This window comes from Eikenella sp. Marseille-P7795 (genome assembly GCF_916618725.1).
GTDB classification, from domain to species: domain Bacteria; phylum Pseudomonadota; class Gammaproteobacteria; order Burkholderiales; family Neisseriaceae; genus Eikenella; species Eikenella longinqua.
The window spans coordinates 22,928-35,407 of sequence record NZ_CAKAJZ010000010.1; the positions used below are offsets into that span (position 1 = coordinate 22,928).

At 59.8% G+C, this 12,480-nt stretch carries 18 protein-coding genes and 1 tRNA gene; 3 read left to right on the forward strand and 16 right to left on the reverse strand.

The window, feature by feature from the left end:
* From LG371_RS11025 to LG371_RS11100, 16 genes are all read right to left on the reverse strand, one after another.
* Positions 1–330, reverse strand: a complete 330-nt coding sequence (locus LG371_RS11025; RefSeq protein WP_225748515.1) for a GPW/gp25 family protein — start codon at positions 328–330, stop codon at positions 1–3.
* Positions 327–959 carry a phage baseplate assembly protein V gene (locus LG371_RS11030; RefSeq protein WP_225748516.1) on the reverse strand — a complete coding sequence of 211 codons (633 nt, stop codon included), beginning with the start codon at positions 957–959 and terminating at the stop codon, positions 327–329. The genes LG371_RS11025 and LG371_RS11030 overlap by 4 nt, the downstream gene beginning before the upstream one ends.
* Before the next feature lie 126 nt (positions 960–1,085).
* Positions 1,086–1,679 carry a phage virion morphogenesis protein gene (locus LG371_RS11035; protein WP_225748517.1) on the reverse strand — a complete coding sequence of 198 codons (594 nt, stop codon included), beginning with the start codon at positions 1,677–1,679 and terminating at the stop codon, positions 1,086–1,088.
* 27 nt (positions 1,680–1,706) lie between these two features.
* Entirely contained in the window at positions 1,707–2,144 is a 438-nt protein-coding gene (locus LG371_RS11040; RefSeq protein WP_225748518.1) for a phage tail protein, read from the reverse strand.
* On the reverse strand, positions 2,110–2,349 hold the full coding sequence (locus LG371_RS11045; RefSeq protein ID WP_225748519.1) for a TraR/DksA C4-type zinc finger protein: 240 nt from the start codon (positions 2,347–2,349) through the stop codon (positions 2,110–2,112). The genes LG371_RS11040 and LG371_RS11045 overlap by 35 nt, the downstream gene beginning before the upstream one ends.
* Entirely contained in the window at positions 2,346–2,588 is a 243-nt protein-coding gene (gene lysC / locus LG371_RS11050) for an Rz1-like lysis system protein LysC (RefSeq protein ID WP_225748520.1), read from the reverse strand. The genes LG371_RS11045 and lysC overlap by 4 nt, the downstream gene beginning before the upstream one ends.
* A complete protein-coding gene (locus tag LG371_RS11055) occupies positions 2,585–3,103 on the reverse strand; it encodes a D-Ala-D-Ala carboxypeptidase family metallohydrolase (RefSeq protein WP_225748521.1) in 519 nt (172 codons plus the stop codon). Before LG371_RS11055 ends, lysC begins: the two co-directional genes overlap by 4 nt.
* Complete coding sequence (locus LG371_RS11060) at positions 3,100–3,435, reverse strand: hypothetical protein (protein WP_225748522.1); 336 nt, start codon at positions 3,433–3,435, stop codon at positions 3,100–3,102. Before LG371_RS11060 ends, LG371_RS11055 begins: the two co-directional genes overlap by 4 nt.
* Before the next feature lie 84 nt (positions 3,436–3,519).
* On the reverse strand, positions 3,520–4,332 hold the full coding sequence (locus LG371_RS11065) for an N-acetylmuramidase family protein (RefSeq protein ID WP_225748523.1): 813 nt from the start codon (positions 4,330–4,332) through the stop codon (positions 3,520–3,522).
* Positions 4,329–4,619 (reverse strand): phage holin family protein, encoded by a 291-nt coding sequence (locus tag LG371_RS11070; protein WP_225748524.1) that lies wholly within the window; start codon positions 4,617–4,619, stop codon positions 4,329–4,331. Before LG371_RS11070 ends, LG371_RS11065 begins: the two co-directional genes overlap by 4 nt.
* Positions 4,616–4,981, reverse strand: coding sequence for a putative holin (locus tag LG371_RS11075; protein ID WP_225748525.1), 366 nt, complete (start codon positions 4,979–4,981; stop codon positions 4,616–4,618). Before LG371_RS11075 ends, LG371_RS11070 begins: the two co-directional genes overlap by 4 nt.
* Positions 4,982–4,988: 7 nt before the next feature.
* Positions 4,989–5,225, reverse strand: coding sequence for a tail protein X (locus LG371_RS11080; protein WP_225748526.1), 237 nt, complete (start codon positions 5,223–5,225; stop codon positions 4,989–4,991).
* Between the two features lie 26 nt (positions 5,226–5,251).
* Positions 5,252–5,716, reverse strand: coding sequence for a head completion/stabilization protein (locus tag LG371_RS11085; protein WP_225748527.1), 465 nt, complete (start codon positions 5,714–5,716; stop codon positions 5,252–5,254).
* A gap of 116 nt (positions 5,717–5,832) precedes the next feature.
* Positions 5,833–6,492 (reverse strand): phage terminase small subunit, encoded by a 660-nt coding sequence (gpM, locus tag LG371_RS11090; protein ID WP_225748528.1) that lies wholly within the window; start codon positions 6,490–6,492, stop codon positions 5,833–5,835.
* A gap of 65 nt (positions 6,493–6,557) precedes the next feature.
* Positions 6,558–7,601, reverse strand: coding sequence for a phage major capsid protein, P2 family (locus tag LG371_RS11095; RefSeq protein WP_225748529.1), 1,044 nt, complete (start codon positions 7,599–7,601; stop codon positions 6,558–6,560).
* 62 nt (positions 7,602–7,663) lie between these two features.
* Complete coding sequence (locus tag LG371_RS11100) at positions 7,664–8,554, reverse strand: GPO family capsid scaffolding protein (RefSeq protein WP_225748530.1); 891 nt, start codon at positions 8,552–8,554, stop codon at positions 7,664–7,666.
* A gap of 185 nt (positions 8,555–8,739) precedes the next feature.
* On the opposite strand from LG371_RS11100, the gene LG371_RS11105 reads away from it, so the two are divergent.
* From LG371_RS11105 to LG371_RS11115, 3 genes are all read left to right on the forward strand, one after another.
* Entirely contained in the window at positions 8,740–10,617 is a 1,878-nt protein-coding gene (locus LG371_RS11105; protein WP_225748531.1) for a terminase large subunit domain-containing protein, read from the forward strand.
* Positions 10,618–10,629: 12 nt separating this feature from the next.
* Complete coding sequence (locus LG371_RS11110; protein ID WP_225748532.1) at positions 10,630–11,613, forward strand: phage portal protein; 984 nt, start codon at positions 10,630–10,632, stop codon at positions 11,611–11,613.
* Positions 11,614–11,975: 362 nt separating this feature from the next.
* Positions 11,976–12,052: transfer RNA gene (locus tag LG371_RS11115), tRNA-Leu, on the forward strand.
* The last annotated feature ends 428 nt before the right edge of the window (positions 12,053–12,480 follow it).

The window sequence follows — 12,480 nt, forward strand, 5'->3', positions numbered from 1 at the left end:
TTACAGTCCGACGATAAAGTTTTCGATTTGGCCGCCGAGCTGGCCGGTGATGCTGATTTCCACGCGCAGGCCGCTGTCAGCGGGGGCGGCGCGGGTTTCGGCGGCGGTAATCACCAAGCGCGGCTCCCATTTGGCGAGCGCCAGCACCACGGCTGCATTGCAGCGCAGCAGCGTAATCTCGTTTAGCGGTGCGTCCATCAACAGCGGCAGCAGGCTGCCATACTCCTCGCGCTGGACGCGGGTGCCGACGGCCGTGAACAGGATATTGCGGACGGACTGGCGGACGTGTTCGGCGAGCGGTAGCAGGCGGCCGCTGGTTTCGGACATCATTGCGGGCCTCCTGATAATCCTCCGCCGGGCAGGACGCCGCTGTGGACGTGGTCGTCGAGCACTACGCCGTTGCTGCTGACTTTACCGGTGTTTTCAAAATTGCCGTCGTGCTTAAAGTCGCCTTGGATGGTGGTGGTGCCGGTGGCACCGTTGCTGCCGGCCATGCCGGCCTGATAGGTAAACAAGCCTTGCACCGTTACTGCTCCCGTAAAGGTGCTCTGCGGGCAATCGACGGTGGTGAGGCTGGCGGCTTGGATGTGGGCGGTGTCGATGCCGGCAATATCGAGGCGGCTGGCGGCGTGGTTGTATTTGGCAACCGCGCCATCCGGAAACTTGACGATGGTCTCGTCTGCCGACTGGCCGGGCTGCGGAAACTGGGTGGAAGCCATGCCGCACAACACGACGCCGTTGGCCGGCTCGCCGCTGGGCGAGAGCACAAGGCAGTTTTCGCCGACGCTGGGCGGGCGGTGTACGGACACGCCGCCGGCGGCGGGCACAAAATACGGCAGCCAATCGGTGGTGAGGCCGCCGTGCAGCACGCGCACGCGGCCGGCGGCTGGGTCGCTTTCAGCAATGGTGCCCTGCTGGATGAGGTTGGCAAGCAGGCGGGAAATTTCGGCGGTGTTCATGGCGGCTCGTAAAATAGACGTGTGCCGATTATGCCGCCGCTGCCGCGCGCGGACTTGCGGCGGGCGGCTTGAGGGGATTTTTTACAAGCGGCAGCATGGGCTACCTGAAATTTCAGGTAGCCTGTTTTATTGCTGGGCGGCATTGAAATGCTGAATAACCAGCTCCTCAATCAGGCTCAAATCCTCCGACGAAAAGCCGAGCAGCTCGCGGGTGGGACGACCGTCTTCGCCGTAGTGGTGGGCGGCGGCGATGTAGGCGGCCAGGCCGGTCATAAAGCCGACGGCGGCCTCGTTATCGGTGGCTTTGAGCTTGAGATATTTGTATTGGTGCAGCTTTTTAAACATCAGCTTGCCGCGCGGGCTGTTATCCGGCTTGCCGATTTTGCTGCGGATGGCTTTAAACAGGTGGCCGGTGGTGTATTCCCAGCCGGCCACGGCATCGGTATCCGGTAGCTGGCGCAAGGTGCGAAAGCGGCGCAGCTTGCCGTTGTAAACAAAATCCTGCTCTGGGCGCAGCCGGCCGCCGAATTTGCGCGCGGCCACGCCACGGCGCGGGGTGAAGCGGCTGCCATCGGGCGCGATGTTTGCTTGGATGCGGCGTTTGTTGGCCTGGCGGATTTGGCGGCCGATGTCGCCGGCGAGGCGGCGGCGTTCGGCTGGCGACAACTTGCGGATGAGGGTGTCGAGGTTTTCGATATAGCGGTCGAGTTCGGGATACATTTTTCAGGTAGCCTCTTTCGGGTAGCCTTAACCGCCGAGGCCGAGGATGCCAGTGAGGTCTTGTTTATGCTGCGGCTCGCCCGGGTGGTCGATTTGGACGCTGCCTTGGTCGTCCACCAGGGCGCGGGTGCGCTCGGACAGTTTGAGCTCGATGAGGATGTCGTAGCGGTCGTTGGCGAGGATGTCGGCTTCGAAGCTGTAGGCGGCTGGATCGGTATCGCCGGGGCCGAGGATGTCGGGCTGGTTGGTTTGCAGCCAATGGACGACGGTGGTGTGCAGCACGTTGAGGTTGCCCGTAAAGTCGGTGATGAGCACGGACAGGGTAAATTCGACGGTATGCGACAGGGTGGCTTTGTAGGCGCGGATGCGGCCGTTGCCGACAAACATGGCAAATTTTTCCGGAGACTGCCCGATTTCAGGCAGGCTTTTTTCAATCGCGGCGCGGAGCGAAGCGGGTTTTTCCATAGTGTTCGATCTCTTCTTGGCAGTCGATGCAGCAGCGGCAGCCGATGACGGCTTGGCGGCGGGCTTCGGGGATGGGCTCGCCGCACTCTTCGCATTCGTAGGCGGAGACGGCTGCGGCGGCCTGGCTTTTTCGCGCCTGCTCTTCGATGGCGATGCGTCGGTGCATTTCCTCTATTTCGCAGGCTTTATCGATTTGGCGGCTCATGGTTTCGACGTGGCGGTGAGGCATTGCTGCAGGGTATCGCGGGCGATTTTGCACTGCGCCAGCTCGGCGTCGCGCTGCAGGTAGGCTTGGGCGAGATCGCCGTTGGTGGTGAGGCTGACGGGTGCACGGGTGCACTCGGGCACGGCGGGGCAGCTCGGCGGCAGATAACGGACGACGGTTTTCGGGGTGCAGGCGGCCAGCAGCAGCGTGGCGGCAATCACGGCTTGGGTGTGGCTCATGGCTCTAATCCCTCCAAATAGACGGTTTGCAGTTTGCCGCCAATGCGGCGCTTGACCGAGGTTTTGACCTGGTTGCGCTCGGCGCTGCGGTGGCGGCAGCCGAAATGCACCCAAGAGCGGATGCCGGGAGTATCGGGAAACTCCAAAATCAATTGGTCAAAAGTAATCAGCCCCTCGTCGCGCATCTGCACGATGTCTTCAGCCAGTTGGCGGCTGGTGAGGCCGCCGGCGCGGATGTCGGCGGCGGAGCCGTGCAGGTGGGCGGAGGTGGGCGAGCCGCCGGCGGCGCGATTGACCGCCGGGCTGCGGAAGCAGGAGGTGATGCGGATGGCAACGCTGCGCTGGTATTTTTGGCCTAAGCACGCGCGGATTTTTTCCAAGCGCGCGGCGGTGGCTTTGATGTTCTCTAGCTGTTCTTCATTGGGGGTGTTGTCGAGGCCGTGGGCGGTAGCGACGCTGCTGCGGGTGAGCTCGGCAAGTGAAAAATGCGGGGTGATTTGGACGGGGTCGGTCATTTTTTTAATTGCTCCTTAACGGCGGCGGGCAGCTCGGCGTCGCGCCAGGCGGCATTAGCCTGCAGCGCCTGGGCGAGGGCGTCGCGGCGGGCGGCGGCTTCGGCCTGGGCGGCGGTGAGCTGCTGCTGCATTTGTTGGTTGGCAGCGGCCAGCGCAGCGGCGCGCTCATTGGCCTGCTGGAGCTCGCTGCGACTGGTTTCGAGGTCGGTTTTGGCGGAGGCGAGCTGGGTCTGCACCGACTTGAGGCGGTAGTGCTGCACGGTTTGGGCAATGCCCGAGGCGGCAAGCAGCGCGGCGAGGATGAGGGGGAGGTTTAATTTGACGGGGAGCATGGTTTCGGTTTTCAGGTAGCCTGAACTGGTGCAAAAAATGCACCAGTTCAAAGTGAACTATTTCCAAAACGGAAAGAGTTCGGTTTATTTTTCAGCAGGCGCAGCTTGGGCGGCGTAGCGTGCGTAGGCGTTGGCGAGCTTGCTGTCGTAGTTGTGGCGTTTGTAGGCGGGGCCGTTGTAGAGGCTGGCGAATTTGGCCCAATCTTTTTTCTGCAGGGCGGTGTGCATGGTTTTGTTGGCTCGGATAAAGTTGGCAAAGGCTCGGAGCTGCTGCCCTTCGCCCTCCTTCATGGCGTCCACGAACTCATCCACGCTGTCGAAGCCGGCAGCATCGTGGTTAAAGCCCATGATTTGGAACAAGCCCCACGAGGCAGCGGCCATGCCGGCGGGTTTGTCGATGCTCATGGCGCGGGCAAGGCGCGGATATTCGGCCACACCGCCGCGATAGCCGCCCGGCTGCGGGTGGCAGACGTGCGGGGCTTCGGCGGCCATGCGCTCGGCAAAAGCCTTGCCTTTGGCTTTGACCAGCTCTTTATAAAAAATGTGGCGCTCGAACAGGATTTTGACGCGGCCGTCTTTCAGGTAGCCTGTACCGGCGCTCTCCACCTGCACCACGGCCTTGACGGCAGCGGGATCGACCTGCAGCAGCTCGGCGGCATAACGGATGTCGGCCTCTTTCAGGTAGCCTTTAGTGGGAGCGTGGGCGATGGCGGCTTGGGTGGCGGGCCCGCAAATGCCGTCGGCGACGAGGCCGCGCTGCTGCTGGTAGGCGGTGAGGGCGGCTTCGGTTTTGTCGCCGAAGTCGCCGTCGGCGGCGAGGGGGTGGCCGGCGGCAATGAGGGCGCGTTGCAAGACGGCGACGGCTTCACCTTTGCTGCCGTGTTTAAGCAGGGTCATGATGGTTTACTCCTATTGGATGGCGGTTGGATTTTGGTGACGTTGCCGCGCGCCATAAGGATGCTGCCGGTGTAGAGCGCGAGGCCGAGGATGAGCAGCCACACGATGAGGCGGTCGGCGCGCAGATAGGCGGCGCCGGCCAGCGCGGCCATTTGCAGAAAAATCAGGTAGGCGATGACGGAGGCCAGCGGTTTGTGCGTTTTGCCGCGTTTGTCAAAAAACATCACGCTGATGGCCGAGGCGGCGGCAAGGGCGCCGATGATGCCGTATTGCAGGGGGGTGATCATAAATCTGTCTCCTCTCGTTTGCGGCGGTCGATGATTGAGTAGGCGTATTGGATCAGGGCGACGGAAAAGGCAGAGGCGAGCACGGCGCCGGTGAACTCATTGACCTGCAGCAGACCACGCTCGGGCAGCAGCCAATTGATGATGGCGGCCGCGTCTTCGCCGCCGAACACGCCGGAAAAGTAGGAGAGCGCGAACAGCCAGGCTTTATAAACCGGGCCGTGGCCGCGACGGCTTAGGATAAACAGGCTGGAGCCGACCAGCGCGCCGAAGGCGATGGAGATGGGCAGGTGGTAGCTGCCGAGTACGATGACGGCGGTATTGACTAGGGCGGTGTGTTTGTCGGATGCAGGGGTTGGAGTCATGATTGGTTTAGTCCCACAAATTGACGGTTTTAATCACGGCCGGCCCGTTGTTGTTTTGTTGGGTGGGCAGGCTGATGGCGATGCCGGCTGGCAGCAGCGCGGGATAGCGGCATAGGCCGGGGTTGCGCTCCAAAATCTCTTCCACGCGGTTGCGGCTGCTGCCGTAGAGGCGGTAGGCGATGGCGCTGACGGTGTCGCCTTCAGCGCTGATGACGGTGTCGGCGGGTAGGTTGGCGGGGCGCATTTTCAGGTAGCCTCTTTCAGGTAGCCTTAAATCAGTTCGCTGTCGATGCGGCGGCGGCCGAGCAGCCAGGCGATGGCGTGATGCCCCTCGCGGCGGTAGTCTTCGGCCTGTTCCTGCTTGGCGGCGGCGCGTTCGGCGGTTTTGCCGGTGGCGTCGTAGTCGGCATAAGCCTCGAGCAGCAGGGCTTTGGTGTAGCAGTACACCGCGCGGCGGTAGCGGTGGATGCGGATGCTCTCGCCGTTGATGGTGAGGTCGTCGGCGCGGGCGAGCCGGGAGCGCAGCGGCAGCAGCTCGGCCAACTGGGCATTGACGTAGGCCACGGCCTCGATGGCGGTGTGGTGCAGGCGCTCGGCGGTGACGGTGGTGTCGATGCGGGCGGCGGCGCGCAGGTGGTCGAGGTCGATTTCCGGCCAAAAGCTGCCCGAGCTGATGCTTTTCAGCTTGGGCGGCTGCGCGTTGGTGGGCGCGGTGGGAAAGGTGAGTTCGGACATGGCGCGGCTCGGTTTCGGTGTTGGGGTATGGCGGCAGCGGCGGCGCAGGCTGGCGGCAAAGGAAAGAGGGAAATCCGGCAGACTGGCCGCCGCGCCCCATACGGCGGGGGAGAGGGTTAGCTGCCTTTGCTTAAGGCGGCGATGCGGGTTTTGACGCCGACGCGGTCGTTGTAGGTGAGCGCGGTTTCGTAGAGGCTGCAGGCGTAGTCTGGCATCTGCTGCTCTTCGGCCCATTCGCCGGCGGCTTTGAGCAGCTTGGCGCGGATGTTGTCGTTGATGTTGTATTGGTGCAGGCCGTCTTCGCCTTTGGCGGTAGCCCATCCGACTAGGGTTTTCAGGTGGTCGCCGGTGAGGGCGTGGCCGGCGGCAAGCTGGTCGGCGTACTCCTCCAACAACAAATCCGGCATTTCGCGCTGAAACTCGTCGGCAGTGGGCAGCTTGTGCTCGAGGGCAAAGGCGGCGAGCGGCATGGCCTCATCCAAGAGGCCGCAGTCAATCATCCAAATCAGCACGGTTGGCGTGATTTTGTCGTCGGCCTGGGCTTGCTCGCCCTGCAGCACGCCGGCAATCCATTCGGCGTAGGCGGGCAGCATGTCGGCTTTGGCCTTGGCTTTGTCGGTGTTGCTGTTGATGGCTTTGAGTGTGGTTTTGTCTTGATACAGTTGTTTGAGCAGTTGCTGGTAAACGCTCAATTCGGCGAGAGGGATGTCGCCGCCGGCTTCGGCGGCCAGGCGGGCGGTCTCCTGCAAAAAATGGCGGCGGGCGGGGCTGGTCATGGTGTATCCCTTATGTGTTCGGTAAACGGCCGGCTGCCGAAAGAGGCAGCCGGCTGGCGGGGTGGTTAGGCGGCGTATTCGAGGTTTTCCACCAGCACGGCGGCGCCGTACTCTTCGACGATGTAGTCGATGTTTTTGGACTGGTAGCTCTCGATTTGGTCGCGTTCGGGGGCGTCTTTGATGTGGCGGCGCTCGCCTCCGGTCTGGTAGTAGATGGAGAGGTTTTGCAGCGGCGTAATCAAGATGACGTCGGCGGGGAAGTTGGGCACATACATCACGGGCAGACCGCCGAGGGTGCGTTTTTCGTTCAGGCGGCCGCCGGCCTCGATTTCGGTGGCTTTGTCGCCGCTGGCATTGACGATGCGCAGGTATTTGTCGCCCACGGTGCGGCGGCTGGCGAGCACGACGAAGTCGGTGCGGTCGGCGAAGCGCTCGTCCATCATCTCGTTGAGCACGTCGGTGACGACGGCGTCGAGGTTTTTGTAGTCGGGCGCGCCGGGGCCGTATTTGACCGCCTGCTTGGTGGTGCCGATTTGGCCGGACTGCCAGCCCATGACGCGGGTTTGGTTTTCTTCGCGCATTTTTTGTAGCCAGCCTTTGGCCACGTCTTGCAGCAGCGGATTAGAGCTAAAGTCGCTGTCTTTGACACGTTTCTTGCCGTTCACGCCGATGGTAATCAGGCTGATGGCGATGGATTCGGCGATTTTTTTGTTGATGCGGGCGGGGAAATCTTTGGCAACGGCAGCCCAGCCGTCGATTTCGTCGTAGCGCAAAGCCACGTCGAAATTGGTTTTTTCCAGCAGGTATTTGCGGCTGCTCAAGCTGTGGATGCTGCGCGGGGTTCGGGTTTTATTGTTGGCGGCGGTGTCGGTGTTGGAGCCAATGAGGCCACTGGAGAGGCCGATGATTTCGCCGATTTTTTCGGTTTTGCCGAGGATGTTGATTTTTTGCAAGAGCTCGCTGGAGAGGGCTATTTCGTCGTACATCTTCTGCACGGCGGCGGGGTCGACGGCAAAGTCTTTGCCGACTTCTTCGGGGGCGATGTGGTTGGCGGCGGCGACGGCGCTAAACAGGCCGCTGATGGCAAGGCTTAATTGGGTTTTGCGCATGGTTTTGGCTTTCGTTTGATGTGATATGGCGGTTTAGGTGTGGCGTTTCAGGTAGCCTGCTGTTACCAGCTGACGGTGGGGGTGGGGTCGCCGCTGCCGGTGTGCTCTTGGCGCTCGCCGGCGGCGGTTTCGGTTTCGAGACGCTGTTTCAGGTTGTCAAATTCTTGGCGCAGTTTTTCGTGGTTGGCGGCCAGCTCGTTGTAGGCTTTGGCGTCGGCCTCCTGTTTGTCGAGCAGCTTCTGCACCAGTTCGCCGGCGGCTTGGTATTCCTGGCGCAGCTCGGCAATGGCTTGGCTGTAGTCTTGCTGCTGTTCTACGGCGGGCGCGGCGGGCGGGGTTTCCGGCTGCTCGGGTTTGTGGGCGGCGGTGAATTTGGTGAGCAGGCGGGCAAACAGGCTTTCGGCGCCGGCTTCGGTGAGCGGTTGGTCGGCGGTTTGGGCGGGTGCTGGGTTCGGGGTTTGCGGCATGACGGTTTCCTCGAGTAGGCGGTAGGCGGAAAAAACGGTTTTTTGGCTGCCGGCCTGTTCGGCGGCGCGGGAAAAGTTGGCGGTGGTGCCGAGGCTGGCGGGGGTGTCGGTGATGGCGAGGCCGGCGAGGTAGGCTTTGCCGGTGTCGGCAAAGGGGCGCACGATCTCCATGCTGGTATAGATTTTTTTGCCCTCGTCCCACAGTTTTTGCAGGGCGGGCATGATGGCGAGCTTGGCGAGCAGGGCGGTTTTACTCTCGTCTTTAAACCAGGGGGCGGTTTTGAGCTCGAGTACGTCGCCATAGCCGCCGGCGTAATCGGGCAGCAGGAAATTGACGTGCTCCAAGTTGATGCGGGCGCCGTAGATTTCGGGGTCGTACTGCTCGGCCATCTCCTGTAACTCTTGGGCGTTGATGAGGCGGCCGTCGATGGTGTCGCCGGATACGCCGACAATGCGCCAGTCGGTGGTGGCTTTGTTATCGGGCATGGGATTGCTCTCGCTGTCTTGGGTGTGGGGCGGGTTGGCGCGTAATAAGATGCGGATAGTTTGGCGGCAGCGGGTGGCGTGGTCTATCCGCTGTTGTTTTTGGGGGATTTTTTACAAATACGGGATGATGCCAGCAGTCGCAAAACGGGCGATTGTTGGCTTTATTTGATTACGCACCTGCAAACATGAGCAAACACACCCCGCCGCTGCCGCCGGCAGCGATTGCCAGCAACCTCGACCCGCGCATTCAGGCGCGGCTGCTGTATTGGCAGGGCTGGCGTATCTCCGACATTGCCCGCCTGCTCGGGCTCAAGCCGCCGGCCGTTTACAGTTGGAAAAACCGCGATAACTGGGACGGCGGCACGCCGATCCAGCGGGTGGCGGCCAGCGCGGAAATGCGGCTGCACCAGCTCATCAGCAGGCCGAAAAAATCGGATGCGGATTACAAGGAGATTAAGCAGCTCTTTGGATTGATGGGCGGGCAGGCGCGCAAAGAGGCGCCGCCGGAAGTGGCCGGGCTGGGCGAGGTGTTGCCGGATGCGCCGAAGGCGGCCGAGCCGCCGAAGAAAAAGGGGCTGCGCATGGTGGTGGATCACGGGCATCCAATCCCGACCATCGACAATCCGCCGCAGCCGCCGCGCGAAAAGCGGGAGCGGGTGCCGAGCAATCGGAAGCAAGAGCCGAATGTGTTTACTGCGGAGCAAATGCTGCGTGTGCAGGAGATTTTCCGCGAACAGCAGTTTGCCTATCAGCGCGCCTGGTGGCTGAACAAGGCGCGTTTCCGCAACCTGCTTAAAAGCCGCCAAATCGGGGCGACCTTTTTCTTTGCCCGTGAGGCGCTGATTGATGCGCTGGTATCGGGCAAAAACAAGATTTTCCTGTCGGCCTCGCGGGCGCAGGCGTTTATCTTTAAGCAATACATGATCAGCCTAGCGCAGATGGTGGATGTGGAGCTCAAAGGGGATGTGATTCTGCTGCAGAATGGGGCCGAGCTGCATTTTTTGGGCACCAACAGCCGCACCGCACAGGGGCGGCATGGTGATTTGTATGTGGACGAGTATTTTTGGATACCGGACTTTGAGGAGCTGACGAGGCTGGCGAAGCCGATGGCGGCACAAAAGCAATACCGCATTACTTATTTCTCTACGCCGTCTAGCACGGCGCATGCGGCTTATCCGTTTTGGACGGGCGAGCGGTTTAATCGCGGCCGACCGGAAGCAGAGCAGATTAAGCTAGATGTGTCGCACGCAGCACTGGCGGCGGGGCGCGCCTGCGAGGATGGACAGTATCGCCAAATCGTGACCTTGGACGATGCCGAGGCGGGCGGCTGCACCCTGTTCGACCGCCAGCAACTACTGCTGGAAAACTCGCCCGAAGAGTTCCGCCAGCTCTTTTTGTGCGAATTTACCGAGGACGGCAGCAATGTGTTTGGTTTTGAGCTGCTGCAGCGTTGTGCGGTGGATTCGTGGGATGAGTGGCGTGATTTTTATAAGCCGTTTGCGGCGCGGCCGGTGGGGATGCTGCCGGTGTGGATTGGTTACGACCCGACCGATTCAGGCGATGCGGCAGCGCTGGTGGTGGTATTGCCGCCGCGCTTTGCCAGCGACAAATTTAGGATCATTGAGCGGCACATGTTGCGCGGCAATAATTTCGAGGAGCAGGCGGCGTTTATTAAAAAAACCACCGAGCGCTACAACGTGCAAAAGATTGTGGTGGACAAGACGGGGCTGGGGGCGGCGGTGCTGCAACTGGTGCAGGGCTTTTTCCCGCCGGTGGTCGGGGTGCAATACTCGCTGCAAGAAAAGTATTTGATGGTTAATAAGATGCACTCGCTGCTGCGCGACCGGCGCGTGGAGTGGGAGCTGGATTACAAGGATGTTACGGCGGCGTTTTTGAGCATCCGCACGGTGGCGACGGCCAGCGGCAAGCATGTGACTTATGCCAGCGGCCGCTCCAATGAGTTGAGCCATTCGGATGTGGCTTGGGCGGCGCTGCAGGTGTTTTATCAGGAGCCGTTGGACGGATCGCTGGCGACCGGCGGCGGCGAAGTGGAGATTTTTTAAATGGAGCAAGCAATGAGCAAAATGGATGTTGAGGTGTTTAGTTTTGAGGATTTGCCCGGCGAACACGGGTTGTTTGATTTTTTAGGCTGCCTGAATAACGGGGTGTACTACGAGACGCCGGTGAGCTGGTTTGATGTGGTGCGCCTGCTGGAGCAGGGGGTGCATCATGCCTCGGCCATTCAAGCCAAAATCAATATCCTCAAGGTAACGTTTGAGCCGACCAAGTATTTATCGCGGGCGGAGTTTGAAAAGCTGGCGTTTAATTATTTGGTGCTGGGCAACGGCTACTTGGAGATGCAGCGCAACCGCTTCGGCGAGGTGCTGGGGATGCAGAGCAGGCTGGCGCTGTATATGCGCCGCGCATCGAATCTCAAAGATTTTATCTATTTGCGTAATGACGATTTCGGCGTGGACTACGAAAAAATCAGCGGCAAGCAAATCGTACACATCATGCAGCCCAACCTTAAGCAGGAGGTGTATGGGATGCCGTACTACCTGGCGGCGCTCAACTCTATCGACCTCAACGAGAGCGCGACGAGATTCAGGGTGCGCTACTACAAAAACGGCTCGCACGCTGGGTTTATCCTGTATGCGACGGATACCAAAATTGATGATGAGGGCTGGGATACAGTTAAGCAGCAGCTCCGCAATGCCAAGGGCGCAGGCAATTTTAAAAACGTGGTGCTGCGTGCGCCCGGCGGCAATCCAGATGGCATCAAGCTGATTCCGATTGCGGAGATCGCGGCGAAGGATGAGTTTTTAAATATTAAATCCGTGAGCGCCGAGGATATGCTGGCTATCCACCGCGTGCCGCCGTCGCTGATGGGTATCGTGCCCAAGGCAACCGGCGGGCTGGGCGATGCGATGACGGCGGCCAAGGTGTTTGCCCGCAACGAGGTGACACCGCTGCAGCAAACGTTTATCGACATCAACGAGCGGCTAGGGCTGGAGGTGTTTAGGTTCGCACCCTACGAGATAGAGCCGCAGGCAGCCTGACACCCCGCCCGCTTCCACAAAATCAGCTCCGATTTTTTCGGAGCTGATTTTTTTATTTTTACCACCCTGCAGGCTTCGCCCGTGCGCTCCCCTCCCGCCTGCCCGGCCTTTAAAAAATGAGTATTTTTTATGCAACACTTCTACTTTGGCAAAACCTAGCTCTGCCTTGGGTTTTGGCTAAAAAATGCGTGCTTAAAATTTACGCAGATTTATTCACGAATAATCAAAATTCGGCTTAATTGTGCGAGCCAGTTTCCTGCTTCTAGCTCTGTTCTACATTATTTTATATTTTCCATTGAAATCAATCATATTTATAACTCTATTTTCTGCCTTGTGTAGATTTAAACTTACGTCAAACGTTTGTTTATAAATAAATATGCGACGGACTCAAAATCCCCCGCCGCAAGGTGTGTCGGTTCGAGTCCGACCCTGGGCACCAAGATATATAACAGCCTGAAGCGAAAAACGTTTCAGGCTGTTTTTCTGTGCTCCACCGCCCCTGTTTTCGGGGCGGTTTTGTTCTACATTTCTGCGCTTGTTCTACATTTTGAAAGGATTTTGCGGGTTTGTCGGATGGATTTTGCGTGGCAATGGTCGTTTATACTCAGCCTGCAAGCACCTGCTGTCCTTCTATGAAATCAAAGACAAAAATTCAAAGCCGGTTATGCGCGGAGCAGCACGGCGCAAACGGTTTTCGCCATGGCTTTGGCATACGGCAAAAATTTTGCCGCGCCTGCTACTAATGGGCGGTGTTTTCTGTGCGGCAAAGGTGGTAAGATAGTTAAACTAAGACAAAAATAACGGTATCTATTCTCAAAAAGCCGAGATTTCAGCGCAGCCGGGCAGCCGCAATAAACCATGCGATAG

What these genes read in the sequence shown, in the direction of transcription:
- LG371_RS11025 (WP_225748515.1), bottom strand. Translation starts at nt 330, where the DNA reads ATGATGTCCGAAACCAGCGGCCGCCTGCTACCGCTCGCCGAACACGTC.
- LG371_RS11030 (WP_225748516.1), bottom strand. Translation starts at nt 959, where the DNA reads ATGAACACCGCCGAAATTTCCCGCCTGCTTGCCAACCTCATCCAGCAG.
- LG371_RS11035 (WP_225748517.1), bottom strand. Translation starts at nt 1,679, where the DNA reads ATGTATCCCGAACTCGACCGCTATATCGAAAACCTCGACACCCTCATC.
- LG371_RS11040 (WP_225748518.1), bottom strand. Translation starts at nt 2,144, where the DNA reads ATGGAAAAACCCGCTTCGCTCCGCGCCGCGATTGAAAAAAGCCTGCCT.
- LG371_RS11045 (WP_225748519.1), bottom strand. Translation starts at nt 2,349, where the DNA reads ATGAGCCGCCAAATCGATAAAGCCTGCGAAATAGAGGAAATGCACCGA.
- lysC (WP_225748520.1), bottom strand. Translation starts at nt 2,588, where the DNA reads ATGAGCCACACCCAAGCCGTGATTGCCGCCACGCTGCTGCTGGCCGCC.
- LG371_RS11055 (WP_225748521.1), bottom strand. Translation starts at nt 3,103, where the DNA reads ATGACCGACCCCGTCCAAATCACCCCGCATTTTTCACTTGCCGAGCTC.
- LG371_RS11060 (WP_225748522.1), bottom strand. Translation starts at nt 3,435, where the DNA reads ATGCTCCCCGTCAAATTAAACCTCCCCCTCATCCTCGCCGCGCTGCTT.
- LG371_RS11065 (WP_225748523.1), bottom strand. Translation starts at nt 4,332, where the DNA reads ATGACCCTGCTTAAACACGGCAGCAAAGGTGAAGCCGTCGCCGTCTTG.
- LG371_RS11070 (WP_225748524.1), bottom strand. Translation starts at nt 4,619, where the DNA reads ATGATCACCCCCCTGCAATACGGCATCATCGGCGCCCTTGCCGCCGCC.
- LG371_RS11075 (WP_225748525.1), bottom strand. Translation starts at nt 4,981, where the DNA reads ATGACTCCAACCCCTGCATCCGACAAACACACCGCCCTAGTCAATACC.
- LG371_RS11080 (WP_225748526.1), bottom strand. Translation starts at nt 5,225, where the DNA reads ATGCGCCCCGCCAACCTACCCGCCGACACCGTCATCAGCGCTGAAGGC.
- LG371_RS11085 (WP_225748527.1), bottom strand. Translation starts at nt 5,716, where the DNA reads ATGTCCGAACTCACCTTTCCCACCGCGCCCACCAACGCGCAGCCGCCC.
- gpM (WP_225748528.1), bottom strand. Translation starts at nt 6,492, where the DNA reads ATGACCAGCCCCGCCCGCCGCCATTTTTTGCAGGAGACCGCCCGCCTG.
- LG371_RS11095 (WP_225748529.1), bottom strand. Translation starts at nt 7,601, where the DNA reads ATGCGCAAAACCCAATTAAGCCTTGCCATCAGCGGCCTGTTTAGCGCC.
- LG371_RS11100 (WP_225748530.1), bottom strand. Translation starts at nt 8,554, where the DNA reads ATGCCCGATAACAAAGCCACCACCGACTGGCGCATTGTCGGCGTATCC.
- LG371_RS11105 (WP_225748531.1), top strand. Translation starts at nt 8,740, where the DNA reads ATGAGCAAACACACCCCGCCGCTGCCGCCGGCAGCGATTGCCAGCAAC.
- LG371_RS11110 (WP_225748532.1), top strand. Translation starts at nt 10,630, where the DNA reads ATGAGCAAAATGGATGTTGAGGTGTTTAGTTTTGAGGATTTGCCCGGC.